The 19713-nt window shown below is 46.2% G+C and carries 12 protein-coding genes and 6 pseudogenes; 14 read left to right on the top strand and 4 right to left on the bottom strand.

Annotated features, from left to right (window positions below; all coding sequences use genetic code 11):
• Positions 1–7 precede the first annotated feature (7 nt).
• A pseudogene (locus tag DMB88_RS03335) lies at positions 8–1557 on the top strand (MDR family MFS transporter).
• Between the two features lie 94 nt (positions 1558–1651).
• Here DMB88_RS03335 and DMB88_RS03340 read toward each other — a convergent pair.
• A complete protein-coding gene (locus tag DMB88_RS03340; protein WP_128100196.1) occupies positions 1652–2113 on the bottom strand; it encodes a MarR family winged helix-turn-helix transcriptional regulator in 462 nt (153 codons plus the stop codon).
• Between the two features lie 439 nt (positions 2114–2552).
• Here DMB88_RS03340 and DMB88_RS03345 point away from each other — a divergent pair, with 439 nt between their 5' ends.
• From DMB88_RS03345 to DMB88_RS03365, 5 genes and pseudogenes are all read left to right on the top strand, one after another.
• Positions 2553–3902 carry a hypothetical protein gene (locus DMB88_RS03345; protein WP_128100197.1) on the top strand — a complete coding sequence of 450 codons (1350 nt, stop codon included), beginning with the start codon at positions 2553–2555 and terminating at the stop codon, positions 3900–3902.
• A 45-nt stretch (positions 3903–3947) separates the two neighbouring features.
• Positions 3948–5120, top strand: coding sequence for a hypothetical protein (locus DMB88_RS03350; protein ID WP_128100198.1), 1173 nt, complete (start codon positions 3948–3950; stop codon positions 5118–5120).
• A 160-nt stretch (positions 5121–5280) separates the two neighbouring features.
• Positions 5281–6014 (top strand): annotated as a pseudogene (locus tag DMB88_RS03355) (ABC transporter ATP-binding protein).
• 78 nt (positions 6015–6092) lie between these two features.
• Positions 6093–7301, top strand: a pseudogene (locus DMB88_RS03360) (ABC transporter permease); the annotation flags it as partial.
• Positions 7302–7414: 113 nt separating this feature from the next.
• Complete coding sequence (locus DMB88_RS03365) at positions 7415–7798, top strand: hypothetical protein (protein ID WP_128100200.1); 384 nt, start codon at positions 7415–7417, stop codon at positions 7796–7798.
• Between the two features lie 269 nt (positions 7799–8067).
• Here DMB88_RS03365 and DMB88_RS03370 read toward each other — a convergent pair.
• A pseudogene (locus DMB88_RS03370) lies at positions 8068–9335 on the bottom strand (NAD(P)/FAD-dependent oxidoreductase).
• A gap of 305 nt (positions 9336–9640) precedes the next feature.
• Here DMB88_RS03370 and DMB88_RS03375 point away from each other — a divergent pair.
• The 4 genes and pseudogenes from DMB88_RS03375 (at position 9641) to nadE (ending at position 12934) form a co-directional block, all read left to right on the top strand.
• Positions 9641–11098, top strand: coding sequence for a histidine kinase dimerization/phospho-acceptor domain-containing protein (locus DMB88_RS03375; protein WP_164848597.1), 1458 nt, complete (start codon positions 9641–9643; stop codon positions 11096–11098).
• Positions 11099–11115: 17 nt separating this feature from the next.
• Positions 11116–11333, top strand: a pseudogene (locus DMB88_RS30715) (ATP-binding protein).
• A gap of 219 nt (positions 11334–11552) precedes the next feature.
• Positions 11553–11987: a BrxA/BrxB family bacilliredoxin gene (locus tag DMB88_RS03390; protein WP_128100204.1), complete on the top strand. Its 435-nt coding sequence runs from the start codon at positions 11553–11555 to the stop codon at positions 11985–11987.
• Positions 11988–12124: 137 nt separating this feature from the next.
• A complete protein-coding gene (nadE, locus tag DMB88_RS03395) occupies positions 12125–12934 on the top strand; it encodes an ammonia-dependent NAD(+) synthetase (RefSeq protein ID WP_128100205.1) in 810 nt (269 codons plus the stop codon).
• Between the two features lie 359 nt (positions 12935–13293).
• Here the strand turns inward: nadE and DMB88_RS03400 are convergent, their stop codons facing one another.
• Complete coding sequence (locus tag DMB88_RS03400) at positions 13294–14115, bottom strand: alpha/beta hydrolase family protein (protein ID WP_128100206.1); 822 nt, start codon at positions 14113–14115, stop codon at positions 13294–13296.
• Between the two features lie 343 nt (positions 14116–14458).
• On the opposite strand from DMB88_RS03400, the gene acpS reads away from it, so the two are divergent.
• Positions 14459–14854, top strand: a complete 396-nt coding sequence (acpS, locus tag DMB88_RS03405; RefSeq protein ID WP_128104293.1) for a holo-ACP synthase — start codon at positions 14459–14461, stop codon at positions 14852–14854.
• 49 nt (positions 14855–14903) lie between these two features.
• Positions 14904–16249, top strand: a pseudogene (gene mutY, locus DMB88_RS03410) (A/G-specific adenine glycosylase).
• Positions 16250–17228: 979 nt separating this feature from the next.
• Here mutY and DMB88_RS03415 read toward each other — a convergent pair.
• Positions 17229–17840, bottom strand: coding sequence for a superoxide dismutase (locus tag DMB88_RS03415; protein WP_056697187.1), 612 nt, complete (start codon positions 17838–17840; stop codon positions 17229–17231).
• 527 nt (positions 17841–18367) lie between these two features.
• Between DMB88_RS03415 and DMB88_RS03420 the strand changes: the two genes are divergently transcribed.
• Positions 18368–18793 carry a GNAT family N-acetyltransferase gene (locus tag DMB88_RS03420; protein WP_128100207.1) on the top strand — a complete coding sequence of 142 codons (426 nt, stop codon included), beginning with the start codon at positions 18368–18370 and terminating at the stop codon, positions 18791–18793.
• 307 nt (positions 18794–19100) lie between these two features.
• Positions 19101–19706, top strand: a complete 606-nt coding sequence (lepB, locus tag DMB88_RS03425; RefSeq protein WP_254438434.1) for a signal peptidase I — start codon at positions 19101–19103, stop codon at positions 19704–19706.
• The last annotated feature ends 7 nt before the right edge of the window (positions 19707–19713 follow it).

Below are 19713 nucleotides of genomic sequence, written 5' to 3' on the forward strand. Positions count from 1 at the left end.
GGTTCCATTGAATACGACGGGAAATTCCAAACGCAGTCTCATTTTGGCGGGTTTGCTGTTAGCTACCTTTTTGTCCGCCATTGAAGGCACAGTCATTGGGCCGGCAGGGCCGACAATCGTCAGTGAATTGGGTAGTGTGCAATTGCTTAGCTGGATCTTTACGGCTTATCTGCTCACAATGGCGGTTAGCACCCCGATTTTTGGTAAAATCAGTGATTTGTATGGACGGAAGCCTGTATTCCTAATCGGATGTGCTCTGTTTATACTTGGATCGTTACTATGCAGCTTCTCGCAGAATATGGAGATGCTCATTGTCTTTCGTGCGATCCAGGGAATTGGCGCAGGTGCGGTAGTGCCTGTGACGTTTACGATTATTGGAGATATTTATCCCATTGAGGAACGGGGCAAAATTCAAGGCTGGATTAGCTCTGTATGGGGAATTTCATCTCTGGCCGGGCCACTGCTAGGTGGTTATTTTGTAGATAATCTAGGTTGGCAATGGATATTTGGCTTCAATGTGCCGTTTGGTTTGTTAGCGATGTGGTTTGTATTTCGTTATTTGCATGAAAATGTGTCGCCACGTACTGCCAAAATCGATGTTATGGGTGCGTTGACCTTCACTGTTGGGATTACAGCACTGCTATTTGTGTTGTCAGCGGGTGGACAGTATTACGCATGGAGCTCTCCGTTGATCCTGGGACTCAGCGCGATCGCCGTAGCTTTTATCATATTATTCTTCGTAGTTGAAAAGAGAGCTGAAGCTCCGATGGTTCCACTTCACCTCTTCCGCATTCAGGACATTCGTGTGGCGAATATCGCTGGGCTGTTAACCAGCTCACTGATGATCGGTCTTACGAGTTATCTGCCACTGTGGGTGCAGGGGTACGAGGAGGAAATGCGACTGAATCCGGATTGTTGCTTGCTCCAATGTCTGTTGGCTGGCTGATCGGCAGTGTGTGGGCAGGTCGCCTCTTGATGAAGATTGGGTCGCGTATGACGTCTCTCATTGGACTAACTGGCATCGTGGTCGGTTCAGGTGGATTATTCCTGGTCGGCGGTTCATCGCCGCAGTATGTTCTGTTTTTATTGACCTTTATTTATGGGCTTGGCTTTGGTTTTGCATTCACGATCTTCACGATCATTGCACAGTCATCTGTAGGATATCGGGAGCGGGGTTCATCGACAGCACTACATACGTTCATGCGTACACTGGGACAAACGATTGGTGCGGCAGCTTTTGGTACATGGTTGAACTATCGAATCTCAACGTTATCGAGTGCACAAAATCTTGCGGCTGCTGGCATCTCGGATTCGGATTTGAACGAGTTGTTGGCACCTCATACGGAAACGGTTCTGTCCGACGATCAATGGCGGTTGTTGCGAAGTGTGCTTGAGGGCAGTCTGCATTCCTTGTTCATCATTATGTTTGTGATTGCAATTGTGTCTTGGTTTGCTACGCTGGCTCTACGCAAACGCCTCTTGGTTCCGGAAGACGCAGATGCTCCACAGAAAGTACAAGGCTCGGTGCAAGTGGCTGGTGTGAAAAAGAAAAAATAGTGCGGATGGCTATCCATCGCTAAACGTAAACATATAAATAAAGGCAGCCAATGAGGCTGCCTTTATTGTTGCTTGCTATTACGAATAGAAGTATTCAGCTATTGGCTGATAACCGATCTGCACCACTCGCCAGTCGTTCCAGTAAGTCTGCGAGTATCGTCTTATCTGCTTCGCTCAAGCCGCTGACGGCACGATCAATCTTGTGAGCATAGCCTGGATAGATATCATCCATTGTGCGTTGCCCTTCTTCTGTTAGTTCCACAAATATAATCCGTCTGTCCTGAGGACAGTGTTTACGGTGTAAAAGTCCTTTTTGCTCTAACTTATCAATAACATACGTAACATTACCACTCTGCAATAGAAGCTGTGCCCCAACCTGTTGAATAGGCTGTGCCCCCTTCATATACAGAACTTCAAGTAAACCATATGCTGTAGGATTGAATCCATGCACTTTGCTTCCAGATACAGCGTGTTCATTCACGCTCTTAAATGTCTTGGCCAAGGTGCGGTACAGATGAAGAGAACGTTCTGTTTCAATTTCTTGTAATTCTAGCATGCTGATCCCGCCTTTACAGTTAGTTATATGGGTTGATACGCTGACGTTTGACGATTCGAATTGTCGCCATGACTGTATTGTAAACCTCTAATTCTACGAAAAACATGCGATATGTCACAAGATCTGCATTTTTAGCATTTAAAATTTAATCATTAATCAAATTCAATAAAATACATATCTAGGTGATCCAATCTCCGATTCATAACGTAACAGAGGTAGAAAGAATAGCTGGGTGCAATATTCAATTATTGCATTCCTAATAATGAAATGAAGGCAGGGAAACACTTCAAATTTAAAGTTTTTGCCAAAATAACGTTTGAGTAAACGCCTTCACGTTTAATGAGGAACAGGCACAAATCCCTGTATTCTAATTATTCCTAGGGGAAAACTCGTATGTCTTGTCCCACCAACGCAGCAAGCGAAAGGGGGTGAAGCAAACTTGAAGGTAAAGCTACCCAAATCGATTGTACGTCTAGCCAGCATACCACTGGCTGTCATTGCAGGAACCTTGGTAATAAGTTTAGGTTCATCGCATGTCTATGCGAATGATGCTCAGGCCGCTTCAGAAAAATCCTCTAACGGATTGTCACTGAATTTGTTTACACGTGATTCAGATGGTGGATTGAACCTGACTCCATCGGTATCCGTATCCACACCATTGCTGGATGTTGAAGTTCCGTCGATCAAAGCGGATGCTTCGGCAGGCAAGCTGAGTGTATCTGAGCTTAAGGTAGATACACCGCTTGGATCGGCTGGAACATCAGAGATTGGCATCGATGCAAATAAGGGAACCGTAGAACTGCCTTCTGTGCAGGCGGATACACCGGTAATCCGGGCAGATGTATCAAGCAGTCAGGTTAACCTGAACGAAGGAACAGCTTCCTTGCCTAGTGTTACCGCAGAGGTACCAGAGGTCATTCAAGCAGAGACGTCTGCTGTGAAAACAGACCTTCGGCAGGGCAAGGTTGAACTACCTTCCGTGAAGGTGGATGTACCTGAAGTAACTTCGGTAGATGTCTCTTCCTCTGGTGTAGATCTGAGCAAAGGTAAAGTTCAGCTCCCATCGGTGGAAGCAACCGTTTCACCCGTAGGCATATCCACAGAAGTTGATCCCGGTAAAGGATCGGTGGACATTCCCGCGGTGAAGCCGGAACGCCCTGTGAATACATCAGAACAGCCGGTGGTTGTGGAAACACCACAAGTTCCAGCTCCGAATACTACGGAATCTACTGATCCGGTATCATCTCCAGACAACGCGGAAGGACAGGATGTAGTGCAGGTTTCAGGCAAGGTGACTGAAGTTACCCCTGAATCGACAGTCCCTCCAGAAGTTATTGTCCCGCAAGCATTGCCTGTGGAAGGAGTCGATCTGATTCAACATTCTGATGTGAATGTAGGATTACCAGATACCGAGCTGTTCCGCATCGATCAACCATTTGTGAAACCGATCGTTACGGAGCAAGCGCAGAGTAAGACAGATGCAAGTGTGGAAAAAGCAGACAATAATGCAGTGTCTCCCTTGCAGCCGCGTGCAGAGCAATCAACGAGCTGGAATGTTGCAGTAACTTCTCCAGCAGCAGTTAGTGGTTATGGGGGTACAAGCTCCAGCTCGTCTGGTGCATCTGGAGGTGGAGCAACTGCTCAGGCCGTTGCCCTTCCGGGAGCAATAACGAATCTGGTTTTGTCAGATAATGATGTTGGCTTTCGAATAGAACAGCTCGATGGGTTCAGTCAATGGTCACAAGCGCCGCCAGGTCGGCCGCCGCATTATACCTCTTTCTCTCAATAACAATGGCGTTAATTCAACCAAAAATGAGAAGGAGTGTATATTATCATGAAAAAAGTGAATCGTTGGGTAAAAATGTCGGTATTGTCGGGTACGTTGGTCGCTGGATTGCTGGGAGCTACGCAGGCAACTTATGCAGACAGCTATAGCAATAACAGCAAAGGTAATCTGGATCTGAATGCAGGTTTGCGTCTGGAGCTAGGGTCTCTACTGTCAGGACAACGTGACACAGGTTACGGAAATCAAGGCAGCTATGGAGGTTCATCAAGTGCAACCGGAGCATTGAACTTGGATCTGGGGTTGAATGCTGGCGTATCGTCTGAGAGTACAAGCCGTTACCTTAGTCATTCTTCCGATTATACGAAGGAGCACAGCAGCTCTGGCAAGTTGGGTCTTGGCCTGAATGCCAATGTTTCGGGAGAAGGTACAACGATGAGCGATTATTCACGAAGCGGCGATGAGCGTAATGTGAACAGCAGCTATGCAAGCGAAAGCCGTGGTGCATTGGATCTCGGTCTGAACGTAAATGCGGAAGGCGAGAGTGCAACGTGGGCTCAATCTGAACGCAATAACAGCGTGAATGACCGCGAGGACAGCACAAACAGCAGCTATGCAAGCGAAAGCCGTGGAGCACTGGATCTTGGTCTGAACGCTAAAGCAGAAGGTGAGAGTGCAACAATGGCTCAATCCGAACGCAATAACAGCGTGAATGACCGTGAACGTACTACGAATAGTAGCTATGCAAGCGAAAGTCGTGGTGCACTGGATCTTGGTCTGAACGCTAAAGCAGAAGGAGAGAGTGCAACAATGGCTCAATCCGAACGCAATAACAGCGTGAATGACCGTGAACGTACTACGAATAGTAGCTATGCAAGCGAAAGCCGTGGCGCGTTGGATCTCGGTCTGAACGTAAATGCAGAAGGCGAGAGTGCAACGTGGGCTCAATCCGAACGCAACAACAGCGTGAAAGATCGTGAACGTACCACAAACAGCAGCTATGCGAGCGAGAGCCGTGGTGCATTGGATCTCGGTCTGAACGCTAAAGCAGAAGGAGAGAGTGCAACAATGGCTCAATCCGAACGCAACAACAGCGTGAATGACCGCGAGGACAGCACGAACAGCAGCTATGCAAGCGAAAGCCGTGGCGCGTTGGATCTTGATCTGAATGCTAATGCAGAAGGTGAAAGTGAAACGATGACTGTGGTGGAGAGCAATCGGTAATATGAGATTTTCACTGTAATAGGAAGAAGCAGGGGCTCCGGAACCCCTGCTTCTTTTTTTTCTATAATGAAATGCTTAAAATGATCAAACATTTAGCTCCATAACTGAATTACAATAATAAGAAGCAACCGAGCACCGAATTAGGATAGGAGTGAGTAGTATGGAGACAGCAAACGGAAGCGTGATATCTCTTCAAGAGTCTGTGTTGGACGTACATATTAGTGAAGCTGGGTACGAGGCTGGGCAGTCTACGATCCGAAACATAAATATTCATGTGTCACCAGGTGAACTGGTGGGCATTATCGGCCCAAACGGAGCGGGTAAGAGTACAACGATGAAGACGATGTTAGGTCTACTTGAACATGCCAATTATGAGGTGAAGATTGGGGGAAGGGACGTTACGCTTATATTCCGGAACAGCCTGTGTTTTACGAATATATGACGCTGTGGGAGCATCTTGATCTGGCTGCTGCTGCATATGAAATGGAAGAGGACGTATTCATCACCAGAGCAGAAGAGCTACTGGTTCGATTCGGCATGGATCATGTTCGAGATGATCTGCCCGCCAGCTTCTCCAAAGGCATGCGTCAGAAAATGATGCTGATGATCGGATTTCTCTCCTCCCCGGATGTATATATTGTGGACGAGCCCTTCATTGGCTTAGATCCAAGGGCGACGAAAGATTTCTTAAAGCTACTGGACGAGGAACGTATCCGGGGTGCAGGAGTTCTAATGTCGACACATGTGTTAGATACGGCAGAGCGGATCTGTGATCGCTTTATCCTCATTCATGCTGGGCGCTCGGCTGCAGAAGGGACGCTGGACGAGATTCGTGCTGTGGCAGAGCTACCAGAAGCAACGTTATTCGACTGTTTTGACATACTGACTTCCTGATACCAAGGAACGAGAGGAGCTGATAGAGGTGGAGGGGTAGCCAAATCTAGGCAGTATACACCTTTAAGATTATATCGACGTAGGCACAAAGAGCATCTCAGAGAACAATGGAAGAACCTGAAGCTCGTGGTAGATTGGACCGTTTGGTTATACCTGCTAATTCCGGGTGTACTCTATCTAAGCGGATGGTATATGAGTCTTTGGAGCAAGCCGTTGCCACTCTGGGCATCTAATACACCACTGCCATTATTAACACTGATTATCGAAATTGTGATGTTGACGGGTGGAGTGCTTCTTTTTGTGGAAGAGGCCGATGTATTATTTCTAAAATCTCAGAAGCGTTGGATGCAAACCCTGATGCGTCAGGGGATGTACCGAGCGTGTATACTGCATATGGGCAAAATGATGATTGTTACCAGTCTAACCGCACCGCTATGGTACCGGGTCTATGGCATGTCCGTCGCTGAGATCCTGCTTCTATGCTTCTGGTTTGGTGCGGCTGCTTCGTTACAGGCCATTGCAGTACATATGATCAAAGTACGTTATACCGGATGGCGACTCGGAATACGAATTGTTCCTCTTGTGGTGGCAATGGGGATTATTTTTATCGTAGTCACCTCATTCGTTCATGTACAGATTGGTGCTCTATTTATCGCGTTGGGATGCACAATCCTTCTGACCATTCTGCTCGGTCGTATCCGACTACAGATGCAAGGAACCTTTGAAGGTGATGTACGAGAGGACTTGCGAACAAGGGTGAAATTAACGGCTATCTTAATCAGTCAGGCGGTAAATAAACCGAAAGCTCCGCGTACCAAAACGATGATATTTCGTAAACCACGCAAACTGTTACGCAATCGTTCTATTGCGAACCGTACTGCCGAAACGGCATACAAGGCCTTTTTTCGCGAATCATCTACGCTGAAATTGTACTTTCAGATGGGCAGTCTATCCATTGCGGCAGTAGCTCTGCCTCCTTTTCCCGTGAATGTCATCGTATGTGGGTTGTTGATTATTATGCTGACAGTCATGTTTTATCGTTCATGGGATAATTTTGCTACTTCGGATTATGTGAAGCTGATCTCATATGATTCAGATGCATTACATCGGGCAGGGCTGATGATGGTACGGATGCTCTTTGTGCCGATAGGCATTCTGATGGGGCTAGCACTCGGGTTAACCTGGTTCGGTTGGATGGCAAGTATACTTACCGCGGTGGGCGTTGTGGCAAGTGGGCTGTTTGTTTTATCCGTGGCGGGAGGGATACGACTGACTCGTAGAAACTAAGTTATCACTTCCTTACAAGATTCGCATATCAGGCTGAATATCTGACCATGCTATAGGAGACATATCTCATTAGTGGAAGATAAGACAAGCCCTAACGTAAGGAGGAAAAGATAATGATGAGTGATGGTGAAATTCAAGTGCAGTTCGCAGACCCGAATGCGTTGCTCGCCGCACAAGCAACACTGAATGAGCTTGGTTATAAGCCTTATCAGTCCGGGCCGCTCGAACTATACATTCCTACGGATCGTCAAGATCCTCAGTCCGCGGTAGAGATTGTACAATCTCATGGGGGAAGCGCCGTATTTGCTTCTGCAACAGACGCTGCTAATGCATTTCAGGAATTCTCGATTCCAGCACATATGGTGAATGAGGATTGGAGTGAAGGGTACGCAACTGGGTTACAGGAGAGTCCTTCTGGAGAGGCTCAGCATAACCGGGATAACGATCCTACATTTGATGATTCGGTAGATGGATTCTCAGGCAGTGTGAAGGCGTAAAACGGTGTCAAAATCTAAAAAATGAAAGAATCGTTGAAATAATGCCTATGTGACTCATTAGATCTCGAATCTAGGGAGTTGAGAGCGAGCAGCGTGTTTCAGATTTATTCATTCAAAATAACACTAAAGGGGCTGTCACCTGTCATTTTCATGACTTATGGGACAGCCCCTTTGGGGTGTTTATTTTTTACGTGTAGCTCATTCGTTCATTGCATTAGATAGATCCATGGAGTTAATAGCATCTACATCATCAACTCACCTGTAGCTAGTTAAGCGCGAGCGTGTTTGTATTCAGCTGCATGCATGCCAGCCGTATAGCCTGTAGAGAAGGCAGCCGTGATATTATAACCGCCAGTGTAACCGTGAATGTCCAGCACCTCACCGCAGAAGAATAGCCCAGGCAGTAGCTTGGATTCCATCGTTTTAGGGTATATCTCCTTTAAGTGGACTCCGCCCCAGTAACAAAGGCTTCTTTGAGCGAGCGAGTTCCGTCTACACGGAAGGTAAAAGATTTCATTAGCCCGCATAGTGTACTAAGCGTACCTTTAGGAAAATGGTGATAGGTAAGTTCGTCGCTAATCTCAGCACGTTTCATCAGTAAGGGAATCATGCGTTCAGGAACCCATGTTTTCAAAATATTTTTGACGGCTTTGCGGGATTCTTGTTCCAGCACCTGTTGAACCTTGTTTTCCAAAGCACCAGGAGATAGATCTGGGAATAGATCAATGCTCATCATGACTTGTGGGTTCCCCGATTTCATCTGAACTTTACGAATGAACTGACTACAACGCAGCGCAATAGGGCCGGATACACCAAAATGGGTGAAGATCATATCCCCTCGATGGGAGATGACAGACTTCCCTTTGGCATCGAGAACGGAAAGTCCTACGTCTCGTAGTGATAATCCCTGTAATTCTTTGGATTGAATCCAGCTCTCACCAGAGACGATAGGCACTTCGGTGGGATATAGCTCAGTGATCGTATGCCCAGCAGACTCAGCCCACGGATAACCGTCACCGGTTGAGCCGGTCTGAGGTACGGACTTACCTCCAGTTGCGATAATGACAGACCGTCCAAGCACCGTTTCACCAGAAGCTAACTTTACACCTTGAACCTGCTGACCATTATGAATAAGTTCTTTTACGGGTTCTTTGGTACGAATTTTTACGCCGAGGGAGACGATTTTGCCTACCAATGCGTCAACGACCGTTTTGGCTTTGTCTGTCACCGGAAACATTCTTCCATTATCCTCTTCTTTGAGGGCAATTCCCAGATTCTCAAAAAAACGCATAATGCCCTGATTGTCCAAATTTTGAAAAGAACTATATAGAAAGCGCCCATTACCGGGGATATGTCGGATTAATTCATCTGTTTCCTTTGCATTGGTCACATTGCAGCGACCACCACCAGAGATGCCCAGCTTGCGCCCAAGATTGTCGCCTTTATCCAGCAGAAGCACAGCGGCTCCATGCTCAGCAGCGGCAACAGAGGCCATGAGACCCGCCGACCCGCCACCGATTACAATTACATCATACATACAATAATTACCTTCTTTTTTCTTTGATTTTGTACAACCCTTTTCCCATCTTTGTACAATAGAATTGTATATAGCTAGATAGATCCAGATATAGATTTAGATGGCCTAGTTTATCTACATCTTGTGCCTAGAATGGTGAACATCGAATGATGCAGGATTATGCCTAAATGGTTCAGTTTTTTGACCATTCATGGTGTATTTCAAGTTCTATTATGCAGTTTTAAGGGATATATTGTAATATACTGTCGCCTATGTTTTAATCAGAAATAATGAGGGAATGCACAGGCGAGGAGGGAGATGGCATAGTGGTTGCGTTGAAAGACATTCTTTTACAAATGCTGCTGGCAGGTGCAGCAGTATTCTTAATTCCCTTATTTCATCTTGGGCTCATCAAGCAAACGATGACCAAGCTTGAACGTACCGGAATGATGCAGCTCGGTCTTGCGATAACCAGTGCATTAAGCATGATACTTTGTTTGCTATTTGCCCTACATGCCAATATTGTGAATATTCCAATCTCCTTAAGTATTGTACCTCTTACACTTGCCATATTATACTGCAAACCCGCAATTGGCTTGACGTTATCCATTCTCCATTTATTAACCTATTGCCTCTTTGCGTATCCCTATAGTCTGTACGGATTTCTAGTTCAAACAGGTATTCTTCTCTATCCTATTGTATGGCTGTCAGCAAGACGATTCAAGCATTATACACGTACTCGCAAAATGACGATGGTCATCTCCATAACTGCAACAGGGCTGGTTGTGGCTAGCTTACTGTGCATTCCACTGATGGGCAGCGATCCCTCGTTAACTCTTTTTCCATCAATTATGATTACACTAGGTTATACGTTAGGCGCCATTATGATAGCAGGTTGTAGCGTCCTTTGGATTGAGCATATGAAACATTACCGTGGTCTTGAACATCACCTATCGGAAGTCCATCATCAGTACATATTGGAAACGGAACAACTTCATCAGATACTTAACGCTGTGCCTTTATCCATTGCTACTGTAGATAAACAAGGAAATGTGAAATTCGTCAATGATACGATGGAACAGACCGCGAAGGAACAGCTTCCATGTACAACCACGCCAGATCTGATCGGGCACCCAGCCAGTCAATTTGTAGAACAGGCTCAGGCGGACAAAATGGAGAGAAGCATTCACAAGGCACTTGTTCATGGTGAAGTCGATGGATTAACAGTACGTTACGGTTCCCATGTATTTCAATCAAGAACGGTACCTATCTACGCATTCTCGACCGACCAGTCTAGAGAGGTCACTGGAGCGATGCTGATTATTCAGGATATTACTGAATTGGAGATGCTGCGAAGTGAGTTGGATAATGTAGATCGTTTGAGTTTAGTGGGACAGATGGCGGCGAGCATTACGCACGAAGTAAGGAATCCGATGGCGGTTGTACGTGGTTTTCTTCAATTAATGCAGGAGAAGAGTCCTGATACGCTTGATCATTATTATCGCATTGTGCTGGAGGAGCTTGATCGGGCGAACAGTATCATTAATGACTTTCTGTCGCTTGCTCAAGATCGAATTGCTGAGAAAGAGGAATATCAGCTACATGACATCATTCATGAACTCAGTCCATTATTGTGGGCAGATGCGAACCTGAGAGGTCAGAGCATCGAGCTTATGTTAGCGCATAATGTACCGAAGTTACATTTGAATTCCAAAGAGATCAAGCAGGTTGTGCTTAATCTGGCTCGCAATGGGATGGAAGCCATGTGTGAGAAGGGGTATTAACCCTGGAGACACGGGTTGTGAATGATAAAGTAGAACTCTGTGTACGAGATACGGGCTTAGGTATCCCACAAGGAGCCCAGGAGAAGCTATTCGAACCGTTCTACACGACCAAAGCGAAAGGCACGGGTTAGGGTTATCCATGTGTCTGAGTATCGTTGAACGGCATAATGGAACGATTACTGTTGAATCGGAAGAAGGCAAAGGAACGACCTTTAAAGTCGCATTTGAGCGATAAGAGTTCAGCATATTTTGGCAAGAGAAAAGACATACTACAGATGGAGTAAGCCTTCCCGCAGGTCGTGTCTGAACCTTGCTTTCATTGCATAGCGATGTATAATAGGAATAGCACATCATGGAAACCGTTTTTGTATTGACGGAGAACATGTGAATGTGATTCTATGGTCTTTAACTTTCTCGACAATAATAGAATAACCATTTTTAAGGAGTGAAACGAATGTCTATGTCATTTGATCAATACATGAAAGATATGGTTCAACCGATGCGGGATGAACTGACTCGCTTGGGTATTCAAGAACTGCGTACACCTGAGGAAGTCGAAGTAAGTCTGCCAGATGCCAAAGGTACAGCACTGGTTGTAATCAACTCGGTATGTGGATGTGCTGCTGGTCAGTGCCGTCCAGGAGTTGCTCAAGCATTGCAAAATGATCTTACACCAGATCACTTGTATACCGTATTTGCTGGACAAGATAAAGAAGCTACAGCTAAAGCTCGTGAGTATTTCGCACCTTATCCACCGTCTTCCCCTTCCATCGCACTGATGAAAGACGGAGAACTCGTTCACTTCATCGAGCGTCACCAAGTGGAAGATCGTTCCGCGGAGGAAATTGCTGCTGAGCTTACCAGCGTGTTTGATCGTTACTGCCGTTAATCAGCTCATAAAGCGCCCCGCCCTTCGGATGACCGATGCCGGGGCGTTTCATTTTGAGTAGATAAGGTTATTGAACCATTCGAACCTTTCAAGTGGAACATCAAATTTCATTCTTTAGAAACGGGGTGTGATGAACGATGAGTTTGCAACAACAGATCATCGCTGAATTGAAGGTTAAACCAAGTATTAATGTGGAAGAGGAAGTACGCACACGTGTGGATTTTCTCAAAAAGTATGTAAAAAATTCCGGCACCAAAGGATTGCTAATTGCAATTAGTGGCGGTATCGATAGTGCTGTAGCGGCAGCGCTTTGCAAAAAAGCAACGGACGAGCTGACTGCGGAGAATAATCAAGAGTACAAAACGCTCGGCGTATTCCAGCCTTATGGTGAACAACAGGATATCGATCACAGCTACGCGGTAGCTAAAGCATTTGACCTGAAACATGTGGTGGAAACGAACATCGAGGATGCGGTTAACGAGATCGCACTTGAGGTAGAGCAAGGCTTCAAATCCATGGGTAGCCCGCGTCATATGACGCATCAAGGCAAAGGCAACGTAAAAGCAAGAACACGTATGGTTATGCAATATGCGCTTGCTTTTGAAGAGAGCTTACTTGTAGTCGGTACAGATCATGCTTCGGAAGCAATCACAGGCTTCTACACTAAATGGGGCGATGGCGCGGTGGATATTACACCACTTAGCACGCTGAACAAACGCCAAGTTCGTCAGCTCGCTGCGCATCTAGGTGTTCCGCAAGAGATTCTGGACAAGGCACCATCCGCAGGATTGTGGGAAGGGCAGACCGATGAGACGGAGCTGGGCATCTCGTATGAAGCAAACAGTGATTACCTGGAAGGCAAGCAGATTGATCCTGCTGCACAGGATAAGCTTGAGGCGTTCTATACACGCACACATCACAAACGTAATGCCATCCCTGGCATCTAATAGAAGTGTGAGTTCATCAAGATTAAGTTCCAGTAACGCTAGTAGATGTATTACTTAATGGAGTTAATCATTGAGCTTGTATATCTAAGACGTGTGTTATAAACCGTGTTTTATAACTCCGAAAGGAGTAGATTTTACCGAATTTAGGTTCCGTGCAGGGAGTTTTTTGCAGGTGTACTGATGAGGTACGTCTGGAGAAAACGATGCACAAGGGAAACCAAGCGATGAAAGATGTCCTCAAGTGAGATTTAAGATACGTTCTAATTAACGAAGACTCTGTCTCCACCATCTGCGTGGTTACAGAGTCTTTTTGTGGCGTTCCCTAGTTTATTAAGATATCCAACTATCATGAAATTCGATTACTTCGAATGATTCCATTCATCGATCTGCCGGAGGGTTTCGGATATCGCTTGTTCAAGCTGTGGGGTTGTTTCTTGGAATGGATGTACGGTGTTGAAGGTATGCGTTCCTCCTGGAATCTGATGCCACGGAATATCCGGACGGGCTTGTACTAATGTGGATGAGCCGTCACGAAGGCGTGCGCTGTCCTCTGTCCCTTGAATGAGGACGACGGGAAGTGTGGATTGCGTCAGACGTTCAATGATGGCATACCTTGCCTTATGCTGATCGAGGTCGTTCAGAATCAATACGTCCAGAGGCATCTGCTGTCCGGTTCTTCCGTTCGTAACGTAGCTACGGCCGTGAGTACGCATTTCTTCTTTTTGCTCGGCAGTGAATAAGTCTAGGTTGGTAACGCCGTTCCATGAGCATACACCTGCGATCTGTTCAGGGTGATCCAGCGCGTACACAAGACTTACACCAGCACCGCGGCTATGCCCAACGAGATATACGGGCAGATTGCCAAGCTCAGGCTGCCTGGAGACATATTCAAGCACGGTAGCAAGATCACTGAGTTCCTGGCTGTAGGTGTTTATGGCGAACTTCTCAAGCTCGGTAAATTGCTGCAAATCTTCCCCTACACCATTATGAGAGAAATTAAAGGTCAGCACATGATAGTTTTCACTTAATTGGGAAGCGGCATAAGGGAACATGCCCCAGTCTTTGAAGCCTTTATATCCATGAACCACGATGATGACACCTTGAGCCGATTGACGGGCAAGAAACGTAGTACCGCGAATAACGGAATTGTCGCCTGTGGGTAGTTCAAACACTGTAGACATGTAGCATTCCTCCTACGTATATTTAGTGGCTAATACTGCACTGAGTCATTCAATCGCCTAGCGATGTGGAATCGAATGGAACGCAAACGCATTTGTTCTACCAATGCTCGTTGGTAATTATTTTAACATACGGGAGATGAACGGATATACTCGCATCTAGGTTCTCCTCCTGCTACAATAGAATACGTGTTCGGATAGATCTTAACCTTATAGAAGTAATCTCCCCGGATGGAGAGAGATAGGTTAGGATAGCTGTTTATCGAATGAGTTTAAAATAGCGAAGTGAATATTTTAATATTTGGGCAACCTTTCATTGTATAAAAGATTAAGCGGGTGAATCTTGATGATCGTTGGAATCGGAAATGATGTGCTGGAAATTGCACGCATGCATAAGCTAATGTCTGGGCGACATGCCGAGTCATTTATGAATAGAATTCTGACCCCGGCGGAACGGGAAATTGCGAATCAGCGGGGAAAACGGTTGATTGAATTTGTATCAGGACGTTTCGCGGCCAAAGAGGCGATATCCAAAGCATTTGGCTGTGGTATTGGCGGTACGATGAGCTTTACCGATATTGAAGTGCTGCCTGATAGCAAAGGAAAGCCGGTAGCAACCTTATCTGCTCAGGCTTGGGAGCGTCTTGATCTGCCAGCCGAGGATCGATATATGATTCATCTGAGCATCACGCATCAGACAGAGCTTGCGGCGGCATTTGCCGTGGTTGAGCGTATGGATTAAGAGAAGTAGTGTGAGAAGAGTAGTAAGGGAATTAGGAGAGGACGGGAACATGGGGTTAATTGAACAAAAGCAACATTTCAGTGTAAATCTGCTGGACTGGTATATGATCAATAGACGGGATTTACCGTGGCGTCGCCACAACAATCCTTATTTTACGTGGGTATCAGAGATTATGCTTCAACAGACACGGGTTGACACCGTGATTCCGTACTTCAACCGGTTTATTGGCAATTTTCCGACGGTACAAGCCTTGGCTGAAGCCCCGGAAGAAGAGGTGCTGAAGAACTGGGAAGGTCTCGGCTATTATTCGCGTGCACGTAACCTACAGGCGGCGGCAAGACAAGTGATGGAGCTGCACGGGGAGAGATTCCCCAAGATAAACAGGCTGTGTTTGCGTTAAAAGGGGTTGGCCCCTACACGGCAGGAGCCATTCTTAGCATTGCCTTTAACCAACCGCAGCCTGCGGTGGATGGCAATGTTATGCGGGTACTGTCCCGATACTTCCTCATTGATGAGGACATTATGAAGGGTAGCACCCGTGTTCTTATGGAAGAGCTCGCAGGAGAGCTCATTCCAGAAGGGCGAGCGCGTGATTTCAATCAGGCGCTGATGGAGCTTGGCGCGCTGGTGTGTACACCCAAAGCGCCGCATTGCCTAACATGCCCAGTCATGGAGCAATGTTCAGGCCGCATTGCCGGCAGGGAGCTTACGCTGCCGGTCAAAACCAAGGCGAAGCCGCCGCGCCCTGAGCAGCGGCTGGTCGCCATTGTGGAAGGCCGCGGCGCACATCGCGGCCGGGTGCTCGTGCGTCAGCGCCCTGAGAGCGGCCTATTGGCCCGCATGTGGGAGCTGCCGCACGTGCTAGCGGAGCCGCCTGCCAGAGCTGGCAAGAAGGCGGCGCCGCTGGCGGATGAGCCGGCGATGGCATTGCTCGTCGGCAGTTTGTGGGCGGAGGGCTTCGCTGCCCGCCCGGAAGGGCTGGCTACTCATGCGGAGCATGTGTTCAGCCATATTGTTTGGCAACTGCAGGTGTACAAGTGCACCGAGCAGAGCCAGAGCAGTGAGCTTCCGCTGATTGCGGCGGAAGCGAGAGCCGCCTACGATGCACAGGCGGCAACCACTACGGATGCAGCTGCCACAGCAGCTTCTGATGGACAATCGGCTTCCACATTTACATCCACGTCCTCAACAACATCAGATCAGGCAGAACGAAGAATGCTACCAGATGATGTAGAGGCTCTAGGCGATGCTTCTCAGACCTATATTGGTAAAGGCGATCAGCTTACGTATCGCTGGATTGGTCCAGAAGATATGGATAAGATGGCATTCCCGAATATCTTCTTGAAGCTAATTAGCAGTTATTTTGCCGGAGTCTATGACGATATCCATGAGTGATAAGGCTAAGTCCTCCTTTTGACGTAATAGAAAAGTGCAAAGCGCATCCAAACTAATGCCAACACATGGAAACATTCATGCACCGAAGTGAGAGTTTTATTTTTCATAAATGGATTAGTAGAAGAGGCGGCACAGGTACGCAGCGGAAAAAAGGAAAAACAATGTCTTACTCAATATATTTAAGAGTTACTGTCTGTTGGGGATGAGTTCAGTCGAGTAGAATTGATACCTGAGTACTACTGAGTGTACTGCGGGAAGTACTTCCGAGAGTGCCTCCGAGAGTGCTAACAAAAAGTACTATCAGGAGTGCTACCAGAAGTCCTACGAGAAGCAATATCAATAGTGGCTTACGAATCTGGGAGAGCTTATGATGGCGATAAACCTAAAATATAAATTCTAACGAATCTGAATGACGTTATCTTAGTCGAAAACGGACAAAAAGGGCATGGCCAAGTCCATATTTGGATAATAGCGTGTCTCGGGTTTCTTAGGTTTCCAAAGGTAAGAAATATAGACAGATAGCGTGCCCTCAGTTCGTTAGATTGAACGCTGTTAGATAGAACACTAGAGAATAATCTGTGACCCACGTGCAGTTTGACGCAGGGGACAGAGCTATCGGGAATCCTTCGTAGAGGATTAATAAACGGTTTTCGCACCTTAGTTAATCACATGAAAGCTATTATATAGAACTTAAGCCAGCGAAGTTGTTAACCTTCGGCATGTTGACGAGCATCATCATCCGGTTCGATGATCTCGCTACCGCCAGAGATGAGCAACATACCTGTGCTTTTCCTAATCATGACTACCCGTCCAACGGGTGGTTTTTTGTTTTCTGCGTTTCAACCACTCAACTGGCCAAAGTCCTAACAAAAAAAGAGCCTGACTCGGTTATCAGACCAAGTCGGGCTCTTCTTTTATCGGATGAAACATCTTTTAGATGAAGCATCTGTTTAGATGAGACATATTTAGTGAAACAAACTTATTTCGCAGCAGCGTAGCGTTTGTTTACTTCATCCCAGTTGATTACATTCCAGAAAGCTCCAATGTAGTCAGGGCGTTTGTTTTGATATTTCAGGTAGTAAGCGTGCTCCCATACGTCCAGACCCAATACTGGCGTCAGACCTTCGAAGAGTGGGCTGTCTTGGTTAGGCGTGCTAGTGATGGACAATTTGCCATCTTTGCCTACAACGAGCCATGCCCAACCGGAACCGAAACGAGTTGTAGCTGCTTTAGCAAAATCTTCTTTGAATTTGTCAAAGCCACCCAGTTCGCTGTCGATTGCAGCTGCGATGTCACCAGTTGGAGCGCCGCCGCCGTTAGGTCCGATGATTTCCCAGAACAAGCTATGGTTAGCATGTCCGCCACCATTGTTGCGAACCGCTGTGCGGATGCTCTCAGGTACGCTATCCAGGTTAGCAATCAGATCTTCCAAGCTTTTTTCTTGCAGTTCAGGAGCGCTTTCCAGAGCTGCGTTCAAGTTAGTTACGTAAGTATTGTGATGGCGATCGTGGTGGATTTCCATCGTTTGTGCATCGATATGTGGTTCCAGTGCGTCATTAGCGTAAGGAAGTGCCGGTAGTTGAAAAGCCATAGTGAAAAACCTCCTGATATTTTATGATTTTTGGTAATTCAGCATTTTGCATCGTTCGCTTTGAATCCTTCGAGTACATGACATAGATAAGAAAAGCACCCATCCATATCTTGGAGAAGAAGCTCGTCCGAACAAACGCAAATTGCTCAGGTACATATGTATTAATACCCTTGCCACTAATATTAAACCGCATTCGAGCTAATTAAGCAACATTTTTGTTTATTAAGTCCCCGAGGCGTTGATCTATTAATGGGTCAGAGATAACAAACATATTTTACCCTTTTTGAATATATTTATGTGAATACTCCTTTAAATTAAAAGAGATTTGTTCATATTTTGCTGAAAACGGTTACAATTAAGCGCTTTCAAAAGAAAATGCGTGTTTTATGGCGTAAAGTATGGTTTAATTGACGGAGAAGAGGTATTTTCTCGTTTTTTGTCATTATACGAACTTTGGGTTTTTGGTAAAAAGGGTAACCTTTTTTTGTTAAAACCCCATCAAGCTAACGAAAAGGGAGATTTAAGACATGCACGTTCGTTCCTTTCAGTTGAGTGATGCAAGCCAAATGACGGAGCTTCTCCAGGTTGCGCTATCGGAAGAGTGTTATGAGAACACGATGGGCCCGTTTGCCCGTCAATTGTCATGGGATTCTGACTTGATCATGGTTGCAGAAGAAGAGGGAGACCTCGTTGGAGCCTTGATTGGTACGATTGATCAAAACCAGGGATGCATTTACCGTATTGCGGTTCATCCAGACTATCGTCGCCGCGGAGTCGGCAAAAAACTTGTCGAGACCATGGAACAACGGTTCCAGCAGCGTAAAGTCAGCCAAATATGGGTTGCGGGAGATGAGCACAACAAAGTAGCCATGCCGCTATATGAAGCGATGGGTTACGGTGCGAATCAGATTATGAGCGCTTTCCAGAAACTCAGTATTTTGTCCAAAGCGTAACGGAAGTTGGCGTCAAAGTGCGTGTTCAAAAAGACCAGTAGTAGGTGTGCTTTGTAATCAAACGTGGACTTTTTGAACAACCTCTTAAACTAAAGAAAAATAGAAGATTCTCATTTCATATTAGGCATATCCAATCAGCGTAACTACGCATGAGGGATATGCCTTTCTATTTGTATGATGTTTAACCGCTCGATATTCCTCACATTTAAGCTCATCTGGCATTGGTGGGCATAACCAATTGTTTCACTCCTCCAAATGAAGTAGACTTAAAGAGAATATGATTATTCTTAATAAACGAGGTGTCCTTTTGAATTCCAACAACCCTTCCACGAAGCAGGTGTCTTCCGAAGAGCGAACTGAGCTGGCAACAGCGAATCATCCTGGTACTTCTTGGGCAGCAGAGCTATGGGACTGGGCCAAAACAATTATTATCGCTTTTGTCGTTATGATGTTGTTGAATTTATTTGTATTTAACCTATCGATGGTTAAAGGGCAGTCCATGCAGCCTACGTTGGTCGAGCGTGACCGTTTGTTTGTGAATAAGATTGGTTATGATTTTGGTTCACCATCTCGCTTTGATGTAATCGTCCTTCGTGACCCAAGTGAGGGTCAGGAGAAGAAAGACTTTCTCGTGAAACGGATTGTAGGGCTTCCCGGGGATACGGTTGAAGTGCGTGAACACCACCTGTATGTGAATGGTGAGCGGCAGACGGAGACGTATACGGATATTGAGGTACAAGATCCCGATTTTGGCCCGATTACGCTGGAGCCGGATCATTATTTTGTCATGGGGGATAACCGTCATGAGGGTAAAAGTAAGGATAGCCGTGTATTCGGAAGCATCACTTCTGGCGAGATTGTAGGTAAGGCTGAATTCATCTTCTGGCCATTTTCCGAAATGAAGAAGCTGTAAAATATCG

Source organism: Paenibacillus sp. DCT19, assembly GCF_003268635.1.
GTDB lineage: Bacteria > Bacillota > Bacilli > Paenibacillales > Paenibacillaceae > Paenibacillus.

Excerpts from the sequence above, each read along its gene's own strand:
- DMB88_RS03340 (WP_128100196.1), bottom strand. The coding sequence starts at position 2,113 with ATGCTAGAATTACAAGAAATTGAAACAGAACGTTCTCTTCATCTGTAC.
- DMB88_RS03365 (WP_128100200.1), top strand. The coding sequence starts at position 7,415 with ATGATGAGTGATGGTGAAATTCAAGTGCAGTTCGCAGACCCGAATGCG.
- DMB88_RS03400 (WP_128100206.1), bottom strand. The coding sequence starts at position 14,115 with ATGTCTACAGTGTTTGAACTACCCACAGGCGACAATTCCGTTATTCGC.
- DMB88_RS03350 (WP_128100198.1), top strand. The coding sequence starts at position 3,948 with ATGAAAAAAGTGAATCGTTGGGTAAAAATGTCGGTATTGTCGGGTACG.
- nadE (WP_128100205.1), top strand. The coding sequence starts at position 12,125 with ATGAGTTTGCAACAACAGATCATCGCTGAATTGAAGGTTAAACCAAGT.
- DMB88_RS03415 (WP_056697187.1), bottom strand. The coding sequence starts at position 17,840 with ATGGCTTTTCAACTACCGGCACTTCCTTACGCTAATGACGCACTGGAA.
- DMB88_RS03420 (WP_128100207.1), top strand. The coding sequence starts at position 18,368 with ATGCACGTTCGTTCCTTTCAGTTGAGTGATGCAAGCCAAATGACGGAG.
- acpS (WP_128104293.1), top strand. The coding sequence starts at position 14,459 with ATGATCGTTGGAATCGGAAATGATGTGCTGGAAATTGCACGCATGCAT.
- DMB88_RS03390 (WP_128100204.1), top strand. The coding sequence starts at position 11,553 with ATGTCTATGTCATTTGATCAATACATGAAAGATATGGTTCAACCGATG.